General features: G+C 61.0%; 15 protein-coding genes. 12 read left to right on the forward strand and 3 right to left on the reverse strand.

Annotation, left to right across the window (positions count from 1 at the left end; all coding sequences use genetic code 11):
* Positions 1-19 precede the first annotated feature (19 nt).
* The 12 genes from MU848_RS04380 (at position 20) to MU848_RS04435 (ending at position 16155) form a co-directional block, all read left to right on the forward strand.
* Entirely contained in the window at positions 20-1357 is a 1338-nt protein-coding gene (locus MU848_RS04380; RefSeq protein ID WP_247230436.1) for a serine hydrolase domain-containing protein, read from the forward strand.
* Complete coding sequence (locus MU848_RS04385) at positions 1354-3285, forward strand: bifunctional 5-dehydro-2-deoxygluconokinase/5-dehydro-2-deoxyphosphogluconate aldolase (RefSeq protein WP_247230437.1); 1932 nt, start codon at positions 1354-1356, stop codon at positions 3283-3285. Before MU848_RS04380 ends, MU848_RS04385 begins: the two co-directional genes overlap by 4 nt.
* On the forward strand, positions 3282-5117 hold the full coding sequence (iolD, locus tag MU848_RS04390) for a 3D-(3,5/4)-trihydroxycyclohexane-1,2-dione acylhydrolase (decyclizing) (RefSeq protein WP_247230439.1): 1836 nt from the start codon (positions 3282-3284) through the stop codon (positions 5115-5117). The genes MU848_RS04385 and iolD overlap by 4 nt, the downstream gene beginning before the upstream one ends.
* Positions 5114-6007, forward strand: coding sequence for a myo-inosose-2 dehydratase (gene iolE / locus MU848_RS04395; protein ID WP_247230441.1), 894 nt, complete (start codon positions 5114-5116; stop codon positions 6005-6007). The genes iolD and iolE overlap by 4 nt, the downstream gene beginning before the upstream one ends.
* Positions 6004-6828: a 5-deoxy-glucuronate isomerase gene (gene iolB / locus MU848_RS04400; protein WP_247230443.1), complete on the forward strand. Its 825-nt coding sequence runs from the start codon at positions 6004-6006 to the stop codon at positions 6826-6828. Before iolE ends, iolB begins: the two co-directional genes overlap by 4 nt.
* A gap of 183 nt (positions 6829-7011) precedes the next feature.
* Complete coding sequence (locus MU848_RS04405; RefSeq protein WP_247230445.1) at positions 7012-8544, forward strand: CoA-acylating methylmalonate-semialdehyde dehydrogenase; 1533 nt, start codon at positions 7012-7014, stop codon at positions 8542-8544.
* A 54-nt stretch (positions 8545-8598) separates the two neighbouring features.
* A complete protein-coding gene (locus MU848_RS04410; RefSeq protein WP_247230447.1) occupies positions 8599-10281 on the forward strand; it encodes an AMP-binding protein in 1683 nt (560 codons plus the stop codon).
* A gap of 59 nt (positions 10282-10340) precedes the next feature.
* Positions 10341-11342 (forward strand): inositol 2-dehydrogenase, encoded by a 1002-nt coding sequence (gene iolG, locus MU848_RS04415; RefSeq protein ID WP_247230449.1) that lies wholly within the window; start codon positions 10341-10343, stop codon positions 11340-11342.
* 28 nt (positions 11343-11370) lie between these two features.
* Positions 11371-12327 (forward strand): alpha/beta hydrolase, encoded by a 957-nt coding sequence (locus MU848_RS04420; protein WP_247230451.1) that lies wholly within the window; start codon positions 11371-11373, stop codon positions 12325-12327.
* 88 nt (positions 12328-12415) lie between these two features.
* Positions 12416-14089: an AMP-binding protein gene (locus MU848_RS04425; RefSeq protein WP_247230452.1), complete on the forward strand. Its 1674-nt coding sequence runs from the start codon at positions 12416-12418 to the stop codon at positions 14087-14089.
* A 61-nt stretch (positions 14090-14150) separates the two neighbouring features.
* Positions 14151-14912: a 3-hydroxyacyl-CoA dehydrogenase gene (locus tag MU848_RS04430; protein ID WP_247230454.1), complete on the forward strand. Its 762-nt coding sequence runs from the start codon at positions 14151-14153 to the stop codon at positions 14910-14912.
* Positions 14913-14970: 58 nt separating this feature from the next.
* Positions 14971-16155: an acetyl-CoA C-acyltransferase gene (locus tag MU848_RS04435; RefSeq protein ID WP_247230456.1), complete on the forward strand. Its 1185-nt coding sequence runs from the start codon at positions 14971-14973 to the stop codon at positions 16153-16155.
* A 98-nt stretch (positions 16156-16253) separates the two neighbouring features.
* Here the strand turns inward: MU848_RS04435 and terL are convergent, their stop codons facing one another.
* The 3 genes from terL to MU848_RS04450 are packed head-to-tail and all read right to left on the reverse strand — an operon-like array spanning position 16254 to position 19512.
* Positions 16254-17666 (reverse strand): phage terminase large subunit, encoded by a 1413-nt coding sequence (terL, locus tag MU848_RS04440; RefSeq protein ID WP_247230458.1) that lies wholly within the window; start codon positions 17664-17666, stop codon positions 16254-16256.
* The gene (locus MU848_RS04445) at positions 17663-18151 is read right to left on the reverse strand and encodes a DUF5681 domain-containing protein (protein ID WP_247230459.1); all 489 of its coding nucleotides are present in this window, start codon (positions 18149-18151) and stop codon (positions 17663-17665) included. The genes terL and MU848_RS04445 overlap by 4 nt, the downstream gene beginning before the upstream one ends.
* Positions 18148-19512, reverse strand: coding sequence for a site-specific DNA-methyltransferase (locus MU848_RS04450; protein ID WP_247230461.1), 1365 nt, complete (start codon positions 19510-19512; stop codon positions 18148-18150). The genes MU848_RS04445 and MU848_RS04450 overlap by 4 nt, the downstream gene beginning before the upstream one ends.
* Positions 19513-19533: the final 21 nt, after the last annotated feature.

The raw sequence follows: 19533 nt of genomic DNA on the forward strand, positions 1-19533 counted from the left end.
TTTCCATAGGAGAGGAATGGTGGGGCAGCCGATGGGTGCGGGCGCTGTATTTGCGGGAAATGCTGGAACGCCCCCCGCCGCCGCGTGGCGGACGGTGGATAGTCTCTTCGAAGACGTTATCGAGCGCAGCTTGCTGAGCGGCGCCGTAACGGCGGCCTGGCGAGGGGGTGCCCCCGCGCATCAATCAGCTCTGGGCTGGCGTGACGTGGCGACGCGTGATGCGATGCAGCAGGACAGTATCTTCAGGATCTATTCGATGACCAAGCCGATAACGGCGGTCGCGATGATGATCCTGTGGGACGAGGGTAAATGGTCTCCCTCCGATCTGATCGCGGAACATCTTCCCGAGCTCGCAGACCTGCAAGTGCTGGAAGCAGGGTCGGCCGCTGAGGCCCCGGTGCTGGTGCCTGCTGCCGTCCAGCCGACGCTGGAACATCTGATGACGCATCAGGCCGGGTTCACCTATGGCTTTACCGACGAGCCGGTCGACCAGCTTTTCCGAGCGGCGCAAGTGCCGGTTATTCCTCACGACGTCACTGCGGACCAATATCTCGCACGGTTGGCGCAGGTGCCGCTGGCCTTCCATCCCGGCACTGGCTGGCGATATAGTGTGTCGATGGACATTCAAGGCGTCATCATCGAACGCCTGAGCGGCATGAACCTGCGCGATTTCATGCGTCAGAGGATTTTAGAACCGCTGGGGATGGTCGATACCGACTTCATCGTGCCGGAAGAAAAGCGTTACCGCGTTGCTACGCTCTATTCGCTATCGGGCGATGGCTTGGTCGAAACGGATCACGAGTCCGAACGGCTATATTATGATAATGTCTCCGCTCTTTTGCCCCGCGATCTGGTCCATCCTTTCGCCGGTGAGCCGCTGCTCGCATCGGGCGGGGGCGGCCTTGTGTCCACCGCGGCCGACTATCTTCGCTTCGCCCGCATGCTGTTGGGCCAGGGAGAGTTGGACGGCAGCCGGATTATCAGCCGGGAAGCTGCCGCCTTGATGATGCGTAGCCACACGGCCGATCATCTGTTGACGGGGGGATTTGGCACCGCTCCCCACTGGCTGCGTCCCGGCTATGAATATGCCTATAACGGCATAATCGTCACTGACCCCGAAAAGGCGGATGTTCGTCTTGGGAGTGGTACTTACTTCTGGGATGGTGCGGCAGGCGGCTGGTTCTGGTCCGATCCACAGAATGACTTTGTTTTCGTATGCATGGTTCATCTGTTGACGGATGCCGAACGGCTCGGACTTCAGTTCCGAAGCCGCCGGATCGTCGCCGATGTTTTGGAAGGATTGGAGCGACAGGAGAGTACATCGCTTTCTTCTTCGCAAAGCGGGGCCGACCAATGAGCGATACTGCGAACAGCGCGCGTACGCTCGATCTTATCACGCTCGGCCGATCAGGCGTTGACCTCTATGGCGAGCAAGTCGGCGGTCGGCTGGAAGATATGGGCTCCTTCGCCAAATATGTGGGCGGCAGTCCGACGAACAGCGCCATCGGCGCGGCACGGCTGGGGCTGGATACCGGGATCATCACCCGGGTCGGTTCGGATCATATGGGACGCTTCATCCGACAGCAGCTGGAGGCCGAAGGCGTCGACGTGACGGGCGTCGTCAATGATCCGGAGCGGCTGACGGCTCTCGTCATCCTGGGTATTCGCGATCCAGAAAGCTTCCCGCTGATCTTCTACCGGGAAAATTGCGCCGACATGGCGCTGTGTGAAGACGATATCGATCCTGATTATGTGGCAGCTGCCCGCGCGCTGCTGATCAATGGCACCCATCTGTCGCAACCCAATGTTAGTGCGGCGACGCTCAAGGCTGTGCATGCCATCAAGGCGGCTGGCGGCCGCGTTATATTCGATGTCGACTACCGCCCGGTACTATGGGGGCTGGCGTCGAAGGATAATGGCGAGGATCGTTTCGTCTCCAGCGAGCAGGTCACGCAGGAGCTTCAGCACGTCCTGCCGCTCTGCGATTTGATCGTCGGTACGGAAGAGGAGATCCACATCCTTGGCGGCATGACCGACACGGTCGCGGCACTGCGCAAAATCCGCGAGTACAGCGGCGCGCTGCTGGTGTGCAAGCGTGGTCCGGATGGATGCGTCGCCTTCCCTGCGGCGATCCCTGATCAATTGGACCAGGGAATTGTCGGCAAGGGCTTTCCCATCGAGGTTTTCAATGTCCTTGGAGCGGGGGACGCGTTCATGGCCGGCTTCCTGCGCGGCTGGCTGCGCGACGAGAGCATCGAGCAGTGCTGCACCTACGGCAATGCTTGCGGCGCTATCGTGGTGTCCCGTCATGGCTGCGCCCCCGCTCAGCCGAGCGCTGAGGAGCTGCGGGTGTTCTTGTCACGCAACGACTGGCCTCGACGGTTGCGCGACAGCGCGGCGCTGGAACATGTCCATTGGGCGACTAACCGCCTGACCGGTTACGATAAGCTGACGGTGCTCGCGATCGACCATCGCGCTCAATTTGACGAGCTGGTCGAAGAACTGGGCACCAACAATCTGGATCGTGTTACTGATTTCAAGGAACTGGCATTGCGCGCCATGGCGCAGGTTGCGGAGAACGAAGACGGCTTTGGCCTGCTCGCTGACGGGCGTTATGGCCGTTCCGCGCTGGAGAGCGCCGCTGGCGGGGGCTACTGGATCGGCCGACCGATCGAACTGCCCGGCTCGCGGCCGCTCCGTTTTGAAGGCGGGCGTGAAGCCGCAACGATTTTGGCCGACTGGCCGCTCGACCATGTCGTCAAGTGTCTGGTCTTCTACCATCCCGATGACCCGGCTGAGCTGCGTGCCGAACAGGACCGGCAGATATTGAGCCTGTTTGAAGCGTGCCGGGCAACGCGCCACGAGCTGTTGCTGGAGGTAATCGCTTCGAAGAACGGTCCGGTTGAGCCCGACACCGTGGCCCGCGTGATCGAACATATTTACGCCCTGGGTGTTTATCCGGACTGGTGGAAGCTGGAGCCTGCCGTCGATCCTGCCACCTGGACAGCCATCGAACAGGTCATCGCAGCGCGCGATCCCTACTGCCGTGGCATATTGCTGCTGGGGCTGGCGTCGGATGAAGAGTCGCTGCTGGCCAGCTTCTCGGCAGCGGTTGGCAATCCACTGGTCAAGGGCTTCGCCGTTGGCCGCACCATCTGGGTGGAGCCTGCAATGCGCTGGTTCAAGGGTGAAATCGACGACGCCGCCGCCATTGCCCAGATGGCGGCAAGCTTCAGCGTGCTGGCGCGCGCATGGCGCGATGCAAGGCAGGATCCGGTATCATGAGCGGAGAAACCATCAGGTTGACGATGGCGCAGGCGCTGGTCCGATGGATGGCGGCGCAGCGTGTCGAGATTGACGGCGCGGAACAGCCATTCTTTGCAGGGGTCTGGGCGATCTTCGGCCACGGCAATGTGGCCGGTGTGGGAGAGGCGTTGGCGGACATCGGCGATGCGTTGCCCACCTATCGAGCGCATAATGAGCAGGGGATGGCTCATGCCGCCATCGCCTTTGCCAAGGCCAATCGCCGCCAGCGCGCGATGGCGTGCACGACGTCGATCGGGCCGGGCGCTACCAACATGGTAACCGCCGCCGCACTCGCGCATGTGAACCGCTTGCCTGTGCTGTTCCTGCCCGGAGACGTCTATGCCAGCCGCCTGCCTGATCCGGTGCTTCAGCAGATAGAGGATTTCGGCGACGGGACGGTGAGCGCAAGCGACTGCTTCCGCCCGGTCAGCCGCTATTTCGACCGTATTACCCGGCCGGAGCAGATTCTGGACGCGGCGCCGCGCGCAATGGCGGTGATGATGGACCCGGCGCGGTGCGGTCCCGTCACGCTGTCACTATGCCAGGATGTGCAGGCGGAGGCGTTCGACTGTCCGGTCAGCTTCCTCGAACCCCGCTTGTGGCGGCAGCGGCGTCCTCATCCGGACGTGGGCGAGTTCAGTGCGCTGGTGCAGGCAATCCGCGCGGCGGAGCGGCCACTGATCGTCGCTGGCGGCGGCGTTCTTTATTCACGGGCTGAAGAGGCGCTTGCGGCACTTGCGGAAGCCACCGGCATCCCGGTGGCGGAGACACAGGCGGGGAAGGGCAGTCTGGTAGCCAGCCATGCTCAGGCGCTGGGATCTATCGGCGTGACTGGCACCAGCGCTGCCAATCGAGCGGCGCGGGAGGCTGATCTCGTGATTGGCCTGGGCACACGTTTGCAGGATTTCACCACCGGATCGCGCACGTTGCTTCCGGCACAGCTGTTCCAGGTCAACGTCGCTCCCAATGATGCGCACAAGCATGGGGCTCACAGCGTCGTGGGCGATGCGCGGGAAGTGATAGAAGAGCTGGCCCTATCGCTCGACAAATGGCGTGTGCCGCAGGCGTGGGAGGAAGCGAACGAGACCGCGCGGGCTGAATGGAGCCATGCGGCGAATGCTGCGATGGCATCATCGGACGCTCTGCCTTCTGACGCGCAGGTGATCGGCGCGGTGTCACGCAACGCGCCGGAGGATGCGGTGGTGGTCTGCGCCGCCGGGGGCCTGCCTGGCGAACTGCACAAGCTGTGGCCCGTTCGCAGGCCGGGCGGCTATCATGTTGAATATGGCTTTTCCTGCATGGGCTATGAGATTGCAGGCGGCCTGGGCGTCAAGATGGCCGATCCGAGCCGCGAAGTCTTCGTGCTCGTGGGCGACGGCAGCTATCTGATGCTGAATTCCGAACTGGCGACTTCGGTCATGCTGGGAATGAAGATCACCGTCGTGCTGCTCGACAACGGCGGTTACGGCTGCATCAATCGCTTGCAGCAGGCGACTGGCGGCAGACCGTTCAACAATCTGCTCGCGGATTCGCGGCAGGAGGTGCTGCCTCCGATCGATTTCGCGGGCCATGCCCGCGGTCTTGGCGCGCAGGCGGAAAAGGTGTCCGGCATCGCCGCCCTGGAAGAGGCGCTCGGCCGCGCCGCCGCGTCGCGAAGCAGCTATGTGATCGTGCTGGAAACCGACCCTGCTGTGACCACGCAGTCCGGTGGGCACTGGTGGGACGTCGCGGTGCCGCAGGTGTCATCGCGCGCGGAAGTTTCGGCAGCGCGCGCCCGTTATGAAGATATGAAGAAGAGGCAAAAGCCATGACGATACGCTGGGGCGTAAGCCCGATCGCCTGGGCAAATGACGACATGCCCGAGCTTGGGGGCGACATCACGCTGGACACGCTGCTGAACGAAGTACGGCAGATCGGTTTCGAGGGGGTGGAACTTGGCTGCAAGTTCCCGCGTGATGCCGCCACCCTTCAGCCTATCATGGTCTCGCACGGGCTGGACATCATAGGCGGCTGGTATTCCACCAATCTATTGATCCGGGATGCCGACGCCGAGATCGAGGCGATGGCCGACCACCTCGCCCTGCTGGAAGCAATGGGTTCTCAAGTCTTCATCGCTGCCGAAACATCGAACGCGATACATTGCGACCGGTCCCGGCCGCTCGATGCTCATCCCCAGATCGACGATGAGGCATGGGAGCAATTCGGCTCGCGACTGAACGCTGTGGCCGCTTATGTGAATGGGCGCGGGCTGCGCTTTGCCTACCATCATCATCTGGGTACGGTGGTGGAGACCGGTGATGAATTGCAGCGCTTTTTCGAGGTGACTGGTGATCATGTCGGCCTGACGCTCGACACGGGCCATTCGCTTTGCGGCGGCATCGATCCGCTAAAGGTGATCAGTGAACGTCCCGAACGGGTAAACCATGTTCATTGCAAGGATGTGCGGCGGAACCGCTATAACCGCGCGCGGGCTGGCGGGGCGAGCTTCCTTGATGGCGTGGTCAGCGGAATGTTCACGGCGCCGGGCGACGGCATCTATGACTATGAGCCGTTCCTGGGCGCCCTCGCTAGCGTCAGTTATGACGGATGGATCGTCATTGAGGCGGAACAGGATCCCGCTCTGGCCAATCCCTACACCTATCAGCAGCTTGGCCTGCGTACGCTGCAAAATATCGCGGCTGAAGTGGGGCTGGCGGCATGAGCCTCAAGGTTCGCAGCCATGAGCCCGATCCACAGGGCGTGGTGCTCGACATCACGCCCGAGAGCGCGGGGTGGCGCTATGTCGGCTTCAAGGTCGTCCGTCTGGCCGCTGGGCAAGTGCATGACGGCGGTGAAGAAGGGCGGGAAGCATGTCTGGTCGTCCTGTCCGGCACCGTCGATGTGACCGCTGGCGAAGTGCGTTTCGACCAGATGGGTGGGCGGACCGATGTGTTCGAAGGACCGGCAACATCGGTCTACGTACCGGCAGGCACCTCCTACAGCATCAAGGCGGCGGGAAACGCTGAAGTCGCGATCTGCACCGCGCCAGGCGGTGGCAACCGTCGTCCGCGCGTCATCGCTCCGGAAGATGTGCGGTTGGAAACGAGAGGGCAGGGCACGAACCAGCGTTTTGTGCGCAACATACTGGATGACGCAGGCGACGCGGAAAGCCTCTTGGTTGTGGAAGTCATCACCCCGGGCGGGCATTGGTCCAGCTATCCGCCGCACAAGCATGACCGCGACGCATGGCCGCAGGAAACCTTCCTTGAGGAAACCTACTATCATCGTCTGTCACCGCCGCAGGGCTTTGCCTTCCAGCGTGTCTATACGGACGACCGCTCGATAGACGAGACCATGGCTGTGGAGGATGGCGACGTGGTGCAGGTGCCGCGCGGCTACCATCCCGTCGGCGCGCCGCACGGCTACGACCTTTATTATTTGAACGTCATGGCTGGGCCGCGTCGCGACTGGGTGTTCGCCAACGATCCGGCCCATGACTGGATCGCGCGTGGCGCATCGCCCGGAACTGACAAGGGAGAATGAGTAAGTGAGTTCGTCCGCATGCCGGGCGAATGTGAACCGGAAATTTCGACGTCTATCGCCTGTCCAGCCCCGCCATGGAGACCTGCACTTTACCCATGGCGGCGGCTGGGCGCCTGGAAGGGGCGGGGAAGCGTCTCCTTTGGCGCGCGAGACGGCGTTGTGCAAGATGAGGAAGATTTGATCATGACTGTAGAAGCCGAGACTCGAAACATCCCCCATTTCATCGGCGGGCGTGCGGTGACTGCCGTCGCCTCCCGTACCAGCGATGTGTTCGATCCGAACAGCGGCCGGGTGCAGGCGCGCGTGGCGCTGGGCACGGCCAGCGAATTGCAGCAAGCGGTCGATGCCGCTCAAGCGGCGCAGCCTGCATGGGCGGCGGTCAATCCGCAACGCCGAGCCCGCGTCATGTTCGAATTCAAGCGGCTGGTCGAACGCGATATGGATGATCTCGCGCGCCTGCTGGCCTCCGAGCATGGCAAGGTGGTCGCTGATGCCAAGGGTGACATTCAGCGCGGTCTGGATGTCGTGGAGTTCGCCTGCGGCATTCCCCATGTGCTGAAGGGCGAATATACGCAGGGCGCAGGTCCCGGCATCGATGTCTATTCGATGCGCCAGCCGATCGGCATCGGCGCAGGGATCACCCCCTTCAACTTTCCGGCGATGATACCGCTGTGGATGAGCGCGGTCGCAATGGCCTGCGGCAATGCCTTCATCCTGAAGCCCTCGGAACGCGATCCGTCCGTTCCGGTCCGCCTGGCGGAACTTTTCATGGAGGCCGGGCTGCCTGCGGGCATTTTCCAGGTCGTTCACGGCGACAAGGAAATGGTGGATGCCATTCTTGATCACCCGGCGATCAGCGCGGTCAGCTTTGTCGGCTCCTCCGACATCGCCCATTATGTCTACCGGCGCGGGGTCGACAACGGCAAGCGGGTGCAGGCCATGGGCGGCGCCAAGAACCACGGCATCGTCATGCCCGACGCCGATCTCGACCAGACGGTCGCTGATCTTTGCGGAGCGGCCTTTGGGTCGGCGGGCGAACGCTGCATGGCTTTGCCGGTCGTGGTTCCGGTTGGACAGGACACAGCCGAGCGACTGAAGGCAAAGCTGGTCCCCGCCATAGAGGCCCTGCGCGTGGGCGTCTCCACCGACGCGGAGGCGCATTATGGTCCTGTGGTGACCGCGCAGCACAAGGCGCGCATCGAACAGTGGATTCAGACCGGTGTGGATGAGGGCGCGGAGTTGGTCGTCGATGGGCGCGGCTTCTCGCTTCAGGGGCATGAGGATGGCTTTTTCGTCGGCCCGACCCTGTTCGACCATGTGACGCCGGACATGAGTGCTTATCGAGAAGAGATTTTCGGACCCGTGTTGCAGATGGTGCGGGCCGACAGCTTTGAAGGCGCGCTGGCTTTGCCGTCCCAGCATCAATATGGCAATGGCGTTGCCATCTTCACGCGCAATGGTCACGCCGCACGGGAGTTTGCCGCGCGGGTGAATGTCGGCATGGTTGGCATCAACGTGCCGATCCCGGTGCCGGTCGCCTATCACAGCTTTGGCGGCTGGAAGCGTTCGGGCTTTGGCGACCATAACCAGCATGGCGAAGAGGGCGTGCGTTTCTGGACGAAGGTGAAGACCGTGACGCAGCGCTGGCCGAACGCATCGGGCGCCGCTTCGGGATCGTCGCTGTCCGATGCCTTCATGATCCCGACGATGAAATGACGATAGTCCCGGTCCGGTTTTACGCCGGACCGGCAGTCAGGCGAGCAGCTTATCATGACTATGCAAGAACTCAGTCAAGTTATCGGAGTCTCGGATCCGCCCCTGCGGGATGATACGATCGGCGAAGCGCTCGACCGTGCCGCCCAGCGTTGGCCCGACAAGGATGCGCTCGTCGCCCGGCATGGTAATATCCGCTACAGCTGGTCGGAGTTGAAAGCCGCGACGGATGACTTTGCCGCTGGGCTGCTGGCACTGGGCGTGAAGCCGGGGGACCGGGTCGGCATATGGGCGCCCAATTGCGCTGAATGGACCATCGCTCAGCTTGCGACCGCGCGTGCGGGCATGATCCTGGTCAACATCAACCCCGCCTACCGCGTTGCCGAACTGGAATATACGCTGGGGAAGGTGGAAGTGAGGGCGCTGATCTGCGCAGCTTCGTTCAAGAACAGCGATTATCTTGCAATGACGGAAAGCTTCGTCACGCATTTTGGCGAACAGCCGGGAGAGATCGTCTCGGTCGATCTCCCGGCCTTCCGCTATGCGATCAAGATCGGCGGCGAACCGCGGCCGGGCTGGCTTGACTTCAGCGAGGTGGCGGGCTTGCGCACAGCGGCATCGGAAACGGAACTCGCCAGCATCGCCGCAACCTTGAAGGCTGACGATCCGATCAACATTCAGTTTACCAGTGGAACCACAGGTGCGCCGAAGGGCGTGACCCTTTCGCATCGCAACATACTCAACAATGCAGCAATGGGAGGCGCCGCGTTTGGCGCGGGGCCGGACGACCGGATCTGCATACCCGTGCCGCTCTATCACTGCTTCGGTATGGTGATGAGCAACCTGATGAGCGTCGTCCATGGTGTCACCATGGTTTATCCCTCTCCCGGTTTCGATCCGTTGGCGGTGCTGGAAGCCGTGGAGGCGGAACGCTGCACGATATTGCATGGCGTGCCGACGATGTTCATCGCCGAACTGGAGCACCCCGCCTTTGCGCGCTTTGACCTGTCCTCATTGCGCGTCGGGTTGATGGGAGGATCTCCCTGTCCGGAAGAGTTGATGCGCAAGGTGATGACTCGCATGCATCTGCGCGACATCGGCATCGGCTATGGAATGACCGAAACCAGCCCGGTAAGCTTCCAGACATCGCTGGACGATCCTATCGAAATCCGCGTCGCCACCATCGGCCGCATTCACCCTCACCTTGAAGCGAAAGTCGTTCATCCCGAAACCGGGGAGATCGTTCCACGCGGGGAGCCGGGCGAGCTCTGCGTCCGCGGCTATTCGGTCATGCTCGGCTATTGGGGCGAGCCTGAAAGAACTGCGGAGGCGATCCGCGACGGCTGGATGCATACTGGCGATCTCGTCACCATCGATGATGCTGGCTATGCGCGGGTCGTCGGGCGGATCAAGGACATGATCATCCGCGGCGGCGAGAATATCTATCCCCGTGAACTTGAGGAACTGCTCTACCTCCACCCTTCCGTCCTTGACGTGCAGGTTGTCGGCGTCGCCGACGAACGGTTCGGTGAAGAAGTGATGGCCTGCGTCAAGCTTCGTCCCGGCGCGCCCGAGGATGCGGAGGCGATCGTCACATTTTGCCGTGGCCGCGTCGCTCATCACAAGGTGCCGCGATACGTCCGCTTCATCGACAGCTTTCCCATGACGGTCTCCGGAAAGGTGCAGAAGGCCCGTTTGCGCGAGATGATGGAGGATGAGCTGGGGCTGGGCCGCCAATGAAAAACATGAGCGCGCCGTTTCGAGGGCGAACGAAAATATCAATTTAGGAAAGGTATCCAATGTTTGAAATCGCACTGATTGGCGCTGGTCGGATCGGCAAGATCCACGCCGCCAACATCGCCGCCAATCCGCGCCTGTCCCTGTCGCGCGTTGTCGATCCGTTCGGCGGCGCGGAGGAGCTGGCTGGCCGCTATGGTGCCAAGGTATCGGCGGCTGAGGATATCTGGGCCGATCCGGCGATCAGCGGCGTCCTCGTCGCCAGTGCGACGGACACCCATCTCAACTATACTCTGGAAGCGATCCGCGCGGGAAAGCAGGTGTTCTGCGAAAAGCCGCTGGACCAAGACGCTGGTCGTGCCGCTCAGGTCCAACAGGCAGTCGCGGGCACCGACAGGCATGTCCTGCTCGGTTTCAACCGGCGGTTCGACCCGAGCTTCGCCAGGCTGCAGCGGCGGTTGAAGCAGGGCGAAATCGGTACGCTGGAGACGCTCCACATCATCAGCCACGATCCCGCGCCGCCGCCAGCCAGCTATATTCCCGGATCAGGCGGCATCTTCAAGGACATGTCGATCCATGATCTCGATATGGCAAGCTGGCTCCTGGGTGAAGAAATCGAAAGCGTTTTTGCCTCGGGCGCAGTGCTGATCGATCCGGAAATCGGCGCGGCGGGCGACTTCGACACTGCGAAGATCCTACTGCGGACGGTGGGCGGCAGGATTTGTGTCATCTCCAACAGTCGTCGCAGCGGCTATGGTTATGATCAACGGATCGAAGCCTTCGGGTCGAAGGGCATGATCCGCGCGGAGAACAAGCTGGAAAGCAGCGTCCAGACCTGGACCGAGGAGGGCGCCCGTTCGGACTGCTTCCAGAACTTCTTCCTCGATCGCTATGCGGAAGCCTTCGCCATGGAGATCGAGCATTTCGCGGATATCATCGAAGGCAAGGCAACAGCGGTCGTCAATGAAGATGACGGCCTCAAGGCGCTTATCCTCGCGGAAGCTGCGGACCAATCGGCGCGCAGCGGATCGATGGTCACGCTGGCCGCCTCTGCGCGTTGCTGATGCGAATAAGCTCAAGGGAGAAGCTGAGATGGCCTTAGACCCGGTACTTCAGCAGATCGTATCGCAAATTCCCGTGCCCACGTCCGACGAGATCGACTACGACGTGATGCGCAACGATATGGATGGAATGATCGCCCTTTTTAATGGGCCGGATGGTCCCATTGAGGTGGCCTCAGTTGAGAATTTGATCGTCGATGGCGAAGGTGGGCCGGTTCCGCTTCGCATCTTCCGCCCTTTGACCGCTCCTACCGGAACCTTGCATCTGCTGCACGGTGGCGGCTGGGCGTTCGGCAGTATCGATTTCATCGAACCGCTGGCGCGGCGGCTTGCCCGCAATCTCTCGATGGTCGTCGTGGCGAGCGGTTATCGGCTCGCTCCTGAAAATCCCTTTCCCGCGGGCGTCAACGATTGCCTGGCGGCTGCGCGTTGGACGATGGACCATGCGGCTGGGCTTGGCGGCTCCGAAAACCCCCTCGTCATTGCGGGAGAGAGCGCCGGAGCCAATCTGGCGGCAGTGGTGGCTCTCAAACTGGGGGAAGAGGGCGGCAAAGAGGGCGGCAGGAATTTTGACGCGCAATTGCTGTTCTATCCTGCGGTCGATTTGCGCGAGGAATCCGTCAGCTATCCTTCCCGGATCGCCAATGCAGATCCCACTCTTTCCACGCAAATCTTGCCGCAACTCATGCGGGATTATTGCGGCTCCCATGATCAGGCAGATCCTCGCATATCGCCGATTACATCAGATCGGCTAGACGCGGCTCCCCCTGCCGTAATCGTCGTTCTGAAAGTCGATCCGCTCCGCGATGAAGCCGTTGCCTATGCCGACCGGCTGGCAGAGGCGGGCGTCGAAGTCGCATTGATGGAGTTCGACCATCTGACTCATGGTTTTCCCAATCTGTCAGCTGTGGTGCCAGCGGCGGCCGAAGCGACTGAACTGGTTGGGCAGCGTCTCAAAACGCTGCTGTCGCGAAACATTCGGGGCTGAAGTTCGGCGAAGTCATCGGCAGCACGGCAGGTGAGGCGGGGAGGACTGATACCGAATAGTATGATTTTGTTCGTTGAGGAGGTCCATCATGGACGACGTGGCGCAATCCAGTATCCAGACTGGCGGCACTGATTTTACGTTCGATGTATCACAGGCATTGGCTATCCTGGATTTTGACGAGACCGGTCACACCAATGCGGCGGTGATATGTTGCGACCGACACGCGCCGGCCAAGTCGCGCGTCGCACTGCGCCACCGTGGACTTAATGGAGTTACGCAGGAGTGGACGTTCGCGCGACTGGCGCATGACAGTGCACGGCTCGCGGCTGCCCTATCGTCCTTGGGTGTGACCAAAGGTGATCGTGTGGCGGGACTGCTCCCGCGCGCTCCCGAGCTGCTGATCCTGATCCTGGCAACCTGGCGGCTCGGGGCGGTTTACCAGCCTTTGTTCACGGCCTTCGGTTCCAAGGCGATCGAATATCGTTTGGAGACCGCCAATACGCGCGTGATCGTGGCGGACCAGGACAATCTTCCCAAAATTTCAGGACTGCCTTCATCGATCGAGCAGATCGTCGTTTCCTCTGGGGAGGCCGGCGCCAAGCGCGACTTCTGGCGCATGATCGAGGAAGAGGAGGAAGGTCATCCGGCCGTGCCCTGCGGCCTGGACGATCCCTTTCTCATCATGTTCACATCAGGAACGACGGGGCCTGCCAAGCCGCTGTTCGTGCCGGTGAAGGCGATCGCTGCCTTTGCCGCTTATATGCGCGATGCGGTGGGGCTGGGCCCTGAGGACCGGTTCTGGAACTTCGCCGATCCGGGCTGGGCTTATGGGCTCTATTACGCCGTGACCGGTCCACTGGCGCTCGGCATAACGACGACATTCAACCAGCGCGGCTTCGATGTCGATGACGCGTACGACACGATCGCTGAACTTGGCATCACCAATGTTGCGGGGTCACCGACGGCCTACCGCCTGCTGCTGGCAGGCGGACCGGAAAAGGCGGCGCGGGTCAAGGGGCAGCTTCGCGCTGTCAGCAGTGCGGGCGAACCGCTTAATCCCGAGATCATCCGCTGGTTCGACGAACATCTCAGTGCGCCGATCTACGATCATTACGGTCAGACCGAAGTGGGCATGGTGCTGTGTAACCATCATGGCATAGATCATCCGATCCACATCGGGTCAGCTGGGTTTGCATCACCCGGGCACCGTGTCGTCGTCTGCTCGCCAGAGGGTGAGGAGCTGCGTCAAGGAGAGCCGGGCATATTGGCGCTGGACCGCAAGGCGTCACCGATGATGTGGTTTTCGGGCTATCTTGGTCGGGAAACAGCTGCTTTCGTGGGCGACTATTATTTGAGCGGCGACACGGTCGAGCAGAATGACGACGGAAGCATTTCCTTCATTGGACGGGCCGACGACGTCATCACGACCTCGGGCTATCGCGTGGGACCGTTTGATGTCGAAAGCGCTCTGCTGGAACATGATGCGGTGATGGAATCCGCCGTGATCGGCAAGCCTGATCCGGAAAGGACCGAGATCATCAAAGCCTTCATCGTGCTGAACCAAGGGTACAGCGCGGATGACCCTGATTTAGCCTCCTCGATCCAGCGCTACGTCAAGACGCGCTTGTCTGCGCACGCCTATCCCCGTGAAATCGCCTTCGTGGAGTCTTTGCCCAAGACACCAAGCGGCAAGTTGCAGCGCTTCCTGCTTAGAAATGAGGAGATCGCCAAACAGCGGGATGCTGAACAGTCAAATAGCTGACGGGTCCGGATCGAAAGGCTGGTGAATAGGTGCCCATTGGGCGCGAAACAGGATATTATTTATGGACATCAAAGCAATGGCTGCCATCGTCACCGGCGGCGCGTCCGGTCTGGGCAGGGCAACGGCGCAGATGCTGGCGGAGCAGGGCGCCAAGGTCGCCATTTTCGACTTGAACGAGGAAGCCGGGCAGGCGACCGCCAAGGCATTGGGCGGCACTTTCGTGACCGCCAACATCGCCGACGACGCCAGCGTCACCGCTGCCCTGGACGCAGCCGAACGGACGCATGGCGTTGCGCGCATTCTCGTCAATTGTGCTGGCATCGCTCCGGCGGTGAAGACAGTGGGCAAGGAAAATATGCCGCATCCGCTGGATAGCTTCGTGAAGACGGTGACGGTCAACCTGATCGGCAGTTTCAACGTCATTGCCAAATTCTCAGCTCGGCTTGCGTCAGCGGAAGAGATTGACTGCGAAAGGGGGGTCATCATCAACACAGCGTCGGTCGCTGCCTATGACGGACAGATTGGGCAGGCCGCCTATAGCGCTTCGAAGGGCGGGGTGGTCGGCATGACCCTTCCCATTGCGCGCGATCTCGCCCAGCACAAGATCCGCGTAACGTCCATCGCACCGGGCATCTTCCTGACGCCGTTGTTGGAGTCCTTCCCTCAAGCTGTCCAGGACGCACTTGGCGCGCAAGTGCCGCATCCCAGCCGTTTGGGCAGGCCCGCGGAATACGCTCAGTTGGTCGAAAGCATCATTCGTAATCCCATGCTGAACGGTGAAGTGATCCGTCTAGATGGCGCCATCCGCATGGCGCCGCGCTGAACCTCAAATCCAACACCAGCGCAAGATTTCCCGTGCGGTCTTTAAGAGAACCTTATCTATGGCACATGATCCTATCGTTATCACGGGCTATGCCCGGACGCCCATGGGCGGCTTTCAAGGTGCCCTGTCCGCGCTCAAGGCGACGGAATTGGGTGCCGCGGCCGTCAGAGCTGCCGTGGAGCGTTCCGGAGTATCGGCCGATGCGATCGAACGCATCTACATGGGCTGCGTGCTGCCCGCTGGGCTGGGGCAAGCGCCCGCCCGGCAAGCTGCGCTGACTGCCGGTCTTGGCCTCAACACGGAGGCTACTACTGTCAACAAGATGTGCGGATCTGGCATGCAAGCGGCGATCATGGCGCATGAGGCGCTGACCAGTGGAGCGGCGGAGGTCATCGTGGCGGGAGGCATGGAAAGCATGACCAACGCGCCCTATGCCTTGCCCAAGCATCGCTCGGGCGCGCGTATTGGGCATGACCGAATCATCGACACGATGATGATGGATGGTCTCGAAGACGCTTATCAGCCAGGCAAGGCCATGGGCGTCTTTGCTGAAGAAGCCGTTCGTGACTATCAGTTCACCCGCGCCGATCAGGATGATTATGCGCTACGTTCTCTATCTCGCGCCAATGAAGCGATCAGCAGCGGTGCTTTCGTTCGCGAAATCACGCCTGTTGCGGTGCCTGGCCGGGGCGGAGAGACATGGGTCGACACTGATGAGCAGCCGGGCAAGGCGCGGCCGGATAAAATTCCGACGCTGAAGCCCGCCTTTGGCAAGGACGGCACGATCACCGCCGCCAACGCATCCTCCATTTCGGATGGCGCCGCCGCGCTCGTCATGACGCGGCAGAGCGTGGCGGAAAAACTCGGCCTTCCCGTTCTGGCGCGCGTCGTTGCGACGGCCGCTCACGCCCAGGAACCAGCCGCCTTCACCACCGCGCCAGTGCCTGCCATGCGCAAGGTGCTGGCCAAAGCGGGTTGGGCCGTGAACGATGTTGATCTATTTGAGATTAACGAAGCCTTCGCCGTTGTGGCGATGATCGCTGCTAAGGATCTGGGCATTCCTGTGGACAAGTTGAATGTGAACGGCGGTGCCACTGCGCTCGGCCATCCGATCGGTGCGTCAGGCGCGCGCATTTTAACGACACTGATGGGTGCCCTGCAGCATCGTGGTCTCCGACGCGGTATAGCGAGCCTGTGCATCGGCGGTGGTGAGGCAACAGCCATGGGGATTGAACTAGGCTAATCGGCTTGGATGAAGGGAGCTATTTGACAGATCACGTCTGATCAGTTCTTTCGCCTGCTGTTCATGGGTATGCCAGCTTATGGCAAGTGGCCGAGATTTTATCTGATGGTGATTAAGCCTGCTGAACGTTGGCCGGCATGGTCCAGAAACTGTGACATCGCATCGATCTGATCATCATGAGCGCCGTTGGGGAAACGGCGAACCTCGTTCAAAAACTCTTCCAGCCAAGGGGCCTCGCGCGGCAGGAACACCAGCCCGCCTTCGATCTTGTGCGACTGAACGCGCATGCGGCTGACCTTGTCGATCTGCCCCGGATCGTAAGGGACTACGGGGTACCCATCGCTATCATCACGCAGGGTCTGGATGAGGCCGCTGCCCGCGCCCTTGTCTTCGATCAGTATCTTGTCCGGCCTGACCGTTTCCGCCAATTGCTTAATGGAATGGAGCAGCTCTGGGAATTCGACACGGCGGCGCCAGACATAATCGAGATAATAGCGGTTTTCGCTCACGCGCCACAGCATGGCTACCGACCAATCATTGCGGGCGCCTGCTTTCGTCGCTGTATCAACAGATAGTACGACCTCGCCTTCGGGAAGATACTCATAGGTGCGGAACCAGGTAGTTTTGATGACGTCGCCCTCTGGCGGTAACGGCTGCTGCTGATATTGCGCCAGAAAGGGAGCGCTCCCCATCTGCCGGCGCAGGCCGTTAAGGATCCACTGGGGTTCGCGTTGAGGATCGAGCAAATCGCCGATCCTGCGACAATGCCTACGCAGAGGATTGCGTGATAGGGTGATCTGTTGATCTTCGGTGGCGATGGCAGGCAAGCTCAGATGATACCATCCACCGGCGCGCAGCATATGGCCGGAAAGGTCATCCTCATGTTGTCGCTGCTGGACAAGAATGATCGCGCCCGTTTGCTTGTCGTCTAGGCGACTGAAGAGGGTGTTGGTGCTCCATTCCAGCAAGGCTGCTCGCGCACTTTCTGAATAGGCGTCATCCGCCTTTAGCGGATCATCGATGATGATGAGGTCACCGCCTTTGCCGGTGAAGGTGCCGCCTGTGGACAAGGCCGCCCTGAAACCTCCAGCGGTCGTGAAAAACTGCCCTAGCGCGCCTTGCCCAACAAGGGCCGTTGACGGGAAAAGCCGCCGATACCATGGAGCCTGCATGACCTGTCTGGTCTGCCGGCTGAGATAATTGGCGAGGTCCTGGTTATAGCTGACCACGATGATCTTCCTCGTCGGATCGCGTCCAAGCAGAAAGGCTGGAAGTGCGACAGAGACCATAACGGATTTCAGCGAGCGGGGAGGAAGGTTGATGATGAGCCGGTCGACCTCATGTGTGAGCACCGTCACTTCCAGGCAGTAGGCAATGGCCTCATGATGCCAGCCTGTGATCATTGACCGCCCTGGATGCAACTCGCTGAACACCTTCTGGGTGAAGGCCACGATGTCGCTGCGCAAGATGGCATCGCGCAAGCGCGCTTGCTCCGTCAGCCCCGGCTTCATTGCTTCTCTTCTTTCAGCCCTATCGCGGCGTCAGCATCAGCCGCAATATCGGTCGTGGCCGATATTGCCTGATCGTCGGCGGGTTGTTTCCGGCTGAGCCAGTAATTAATCAGCTGCGCATCTTCTTCGAGTAGGCTGGCGGTCAGATCAGGCTCAACCGAAGGGGGCTCGACTTGGGCGAACAGGCGATCGAGATACTCGGCGGCTCGTTGATCGCCTTTCAGCGCCTTCTCTCGCAGCTTAAGCAAGTTGGCCATCCGGGTGCTCACTTTTCGCTGCCGTCCCCCAATCACCACGGCGACCGGCATGTCTCGGACGGCGCATATTTCGGATTTAGCGTCACGACTGCCCGGTGGCCGCCCCGGCCGTCGCCGACCATCATTCTTTGCTAGACGGTTGGCCTTCGATCCCTCCGCATGGCCGCGGCCGTCGGGCTGACCATCCTTGCGCAACTTGATTGGCTTTGGCGGTTGACCATCGCTCATGCGGCGCCTCCAGCGATGGAGCTTCGTTCCTCACGCACTTCCGCAAAGGTCTGCCCGGTTGCCTCTAAGATCGCCTTTTCGTCGCCCAACGCCTCGAAGCGTTCGACCGCGACGTCGACAAAGCCGGGGGACAGCTCACAAAGATAGGCGGTGCGATCCACCTTCTCGGCGGCAATTAGGGTGGTACCGCTGCCACCAAAGCTGTCCAGGATCGCTTCACCCGGCGCGCTGGCATCTAGAAGCAAGTCCGCAATCATGGCGACGTTTTTGACGGTGGGATGCATAGCGAGAGCGGTGGCGCCGCCGCCGCCCTTACCTCTGACGCCTGGATAGCTGAGCACATTGGACCGGTTACGCCCATGCGCGCCCAGCATGATATTGTTCAAGCCTGCACTATGACCATGCCGGAAGACGCCAACCAGCTCATGACCGGACCGATAGAAGCTGCCCATACCAGCCTGACCTTTGACCCAGACCAGCAACTGAACATAGGAAACGCCCGCTTGCTCACCCGCGGCAATGAGCTGAGCGATATGCTTGTGGTCCATGAACGCGTAGATGAACGCGCCATCCATCAGCACTGGCTGCGCCGCCTGTATGAACCGTGCCAGGAAGTCGGTAAACGCGGTCGGCCCCATCTCTCCTGCTCCCATCAGGAAATTGCCAAACTTTTTCGATGAGGAAAATGCTGCTGTGGGAAGGTCAAAGGGAGGATCGGTAACGACCTGCCTTATCTTCGCTCCCTGCGTCAGTCGCGCGATAGCTTCAGGGTGAGTGCTATCACCGCACAAAAGGCGGTGGCGGCCGCAATGCCACAGATCGCCGAAATGCGTGATGGCGGGCTTGGTTTCATCCGGTGCCTGTGTGCTATCCAGATCGGATAGCTCAGCGGTTCTACTGCGCCCGACGATCGCATCAATCTCGGCCACAGCGAAGCCGCTGTCCGAGATGTCCAGCGTTACATCCTCTAGGGCAAGTTCAGCAAATTCGAGGGCGAGGGCCCCCTCGTCCCATTCACCATGTTCCGCGACACGATTGTCGAACATGGCGAAAAGCCGCAGCTGCTCGGGCGTTAAGTGATCGAGCCGGATGACCGGCACCTCGTCAAGCTCAAGCAGCTTTGCTGCAGCCAGCCGCGCATGACCGCAGACCAGGCTCAATCGCTCATCCACGATGAGCGGGACAGTAAAGCCGATGCGACCGATCCCCGAGGCGAGCTCGCGGATCTGAGACTGAGGATGCTTGCGCAATTCGCGACGGCTGAGTGCGATGCTGTGTGGCGACACATATTCGATCGCAAGGCGAATGGAGCCGAAGTTGTTGAGTGGGATGGACTTACGCGATTTGGACTTTGCTGGCACGAATACCTCCAAGAAGAACTT

The sequence above is a fragment of the Sphingobium agri genome, assembly GCF_023051225.1.
In the GTDB taxonomy this organism is placed as follows: Bacteria; Pseudomonadota; Alphaproteobacteria; order Sphingomonadales; family Sphingomonadaceae; genus Sphingobium; species Sphingobium agri.

What these genes read in the sequence shown, in the direction of transcription:
- MU848_RS04430 (WP_247230454.1), top strand. Translation starts at nt 14,151, where the DNA reads ATGGACATCAAAGCAATGGCTGCCATCGTCACCGGCGGCGCGTCCGGT.
- iolD (WP_247230439.1), top strand. Translation starts at nt 3,282, where the DNA reads ATGAGCGGAGAAACCATCAGGTTGACGATGGCGCAGGCGCTGGTCCGA.
- MU848_RS04410 (WP_247230447.1), top strand. Translation starts at nt 8,599, where the DNA reads ATGACTATGCAAGAACTCAGTCAAGTTATCGGAGTCTCGGATCCGCCC.
- MU848_RS04435 (WP_247230456.1), top strand. Translation starts at nt 14,971, where the DNA reads ATGGCACATGATCCTATCGTTATCACGGGCTATGCCCGGACGCCCATG.
- MU848_RS04405 (WP_247230445.1), top strand. Translation starts at nt 7,012, where the DNA reads ATGACTGTAGAAGCCGAGACTCGAAACATCCCCCATTTCATCGGCGGG.
- iolE (WP_247230441.1), top strand. Translation starts at nt 5,114, where the DNA reads ATGACGATACGCTGGGGCGTAAGCCCGATCGCCTGGGCAAATGACGAC.
- MU848_RS04425 (WP_247230452.1), top strand. Translation starts at nt 12,416, where the DNA reads ATGGACGACGTGGCGCAATCCAGTATCCAGACTGGCGGCACTGATTTT.
- terL (WP_247230458.1), bottom strand. Translation starts at nt 17,666, where the DNA reads ATGAAGCCGGGGCTGACGGAGCAAGCGCGCTTGCGCGATGCCATCTTG.
- iolB (WP_247230443.1), top strand. Translation starts at nt 6,004, where the DNA reads ATGAGCCTCAAGGTTCGCAGCCATGAGCCCGATCCACAGGGCGTGGTG.
- MU848_RS04420 (WP_247230451.1), top strand. Translation starts at nt 11,371, where the DNA reads ATGGCCTTAGACCCGGTACTTCAGCAGATCGTATCGCAAATTCCCGTG.
- MU848_RS04445 (WP_247230459.1), bottom strand. Translation starts at nt 18,151, where the DNA reads ATGAGCGATGGTCAACCGCCAAAGCCAATCAAGTTGCGCAAGGATGGT.
- iolG (WP_247230449.1), top strand. Translation starts at nt 10,341, where the DNA reads ATGTTTGAAATCGCACTGATTGGCGCTGGTCGGATCGGCAAGATCCAC.
- MU848_RS04385 (WP_247230437.1), top strand. Translation starts at nt 1,354, where the DNA reads ATGAGCGATACTGCGAACAGCGCGCGTACGCTCGATCTTATCACGCTC.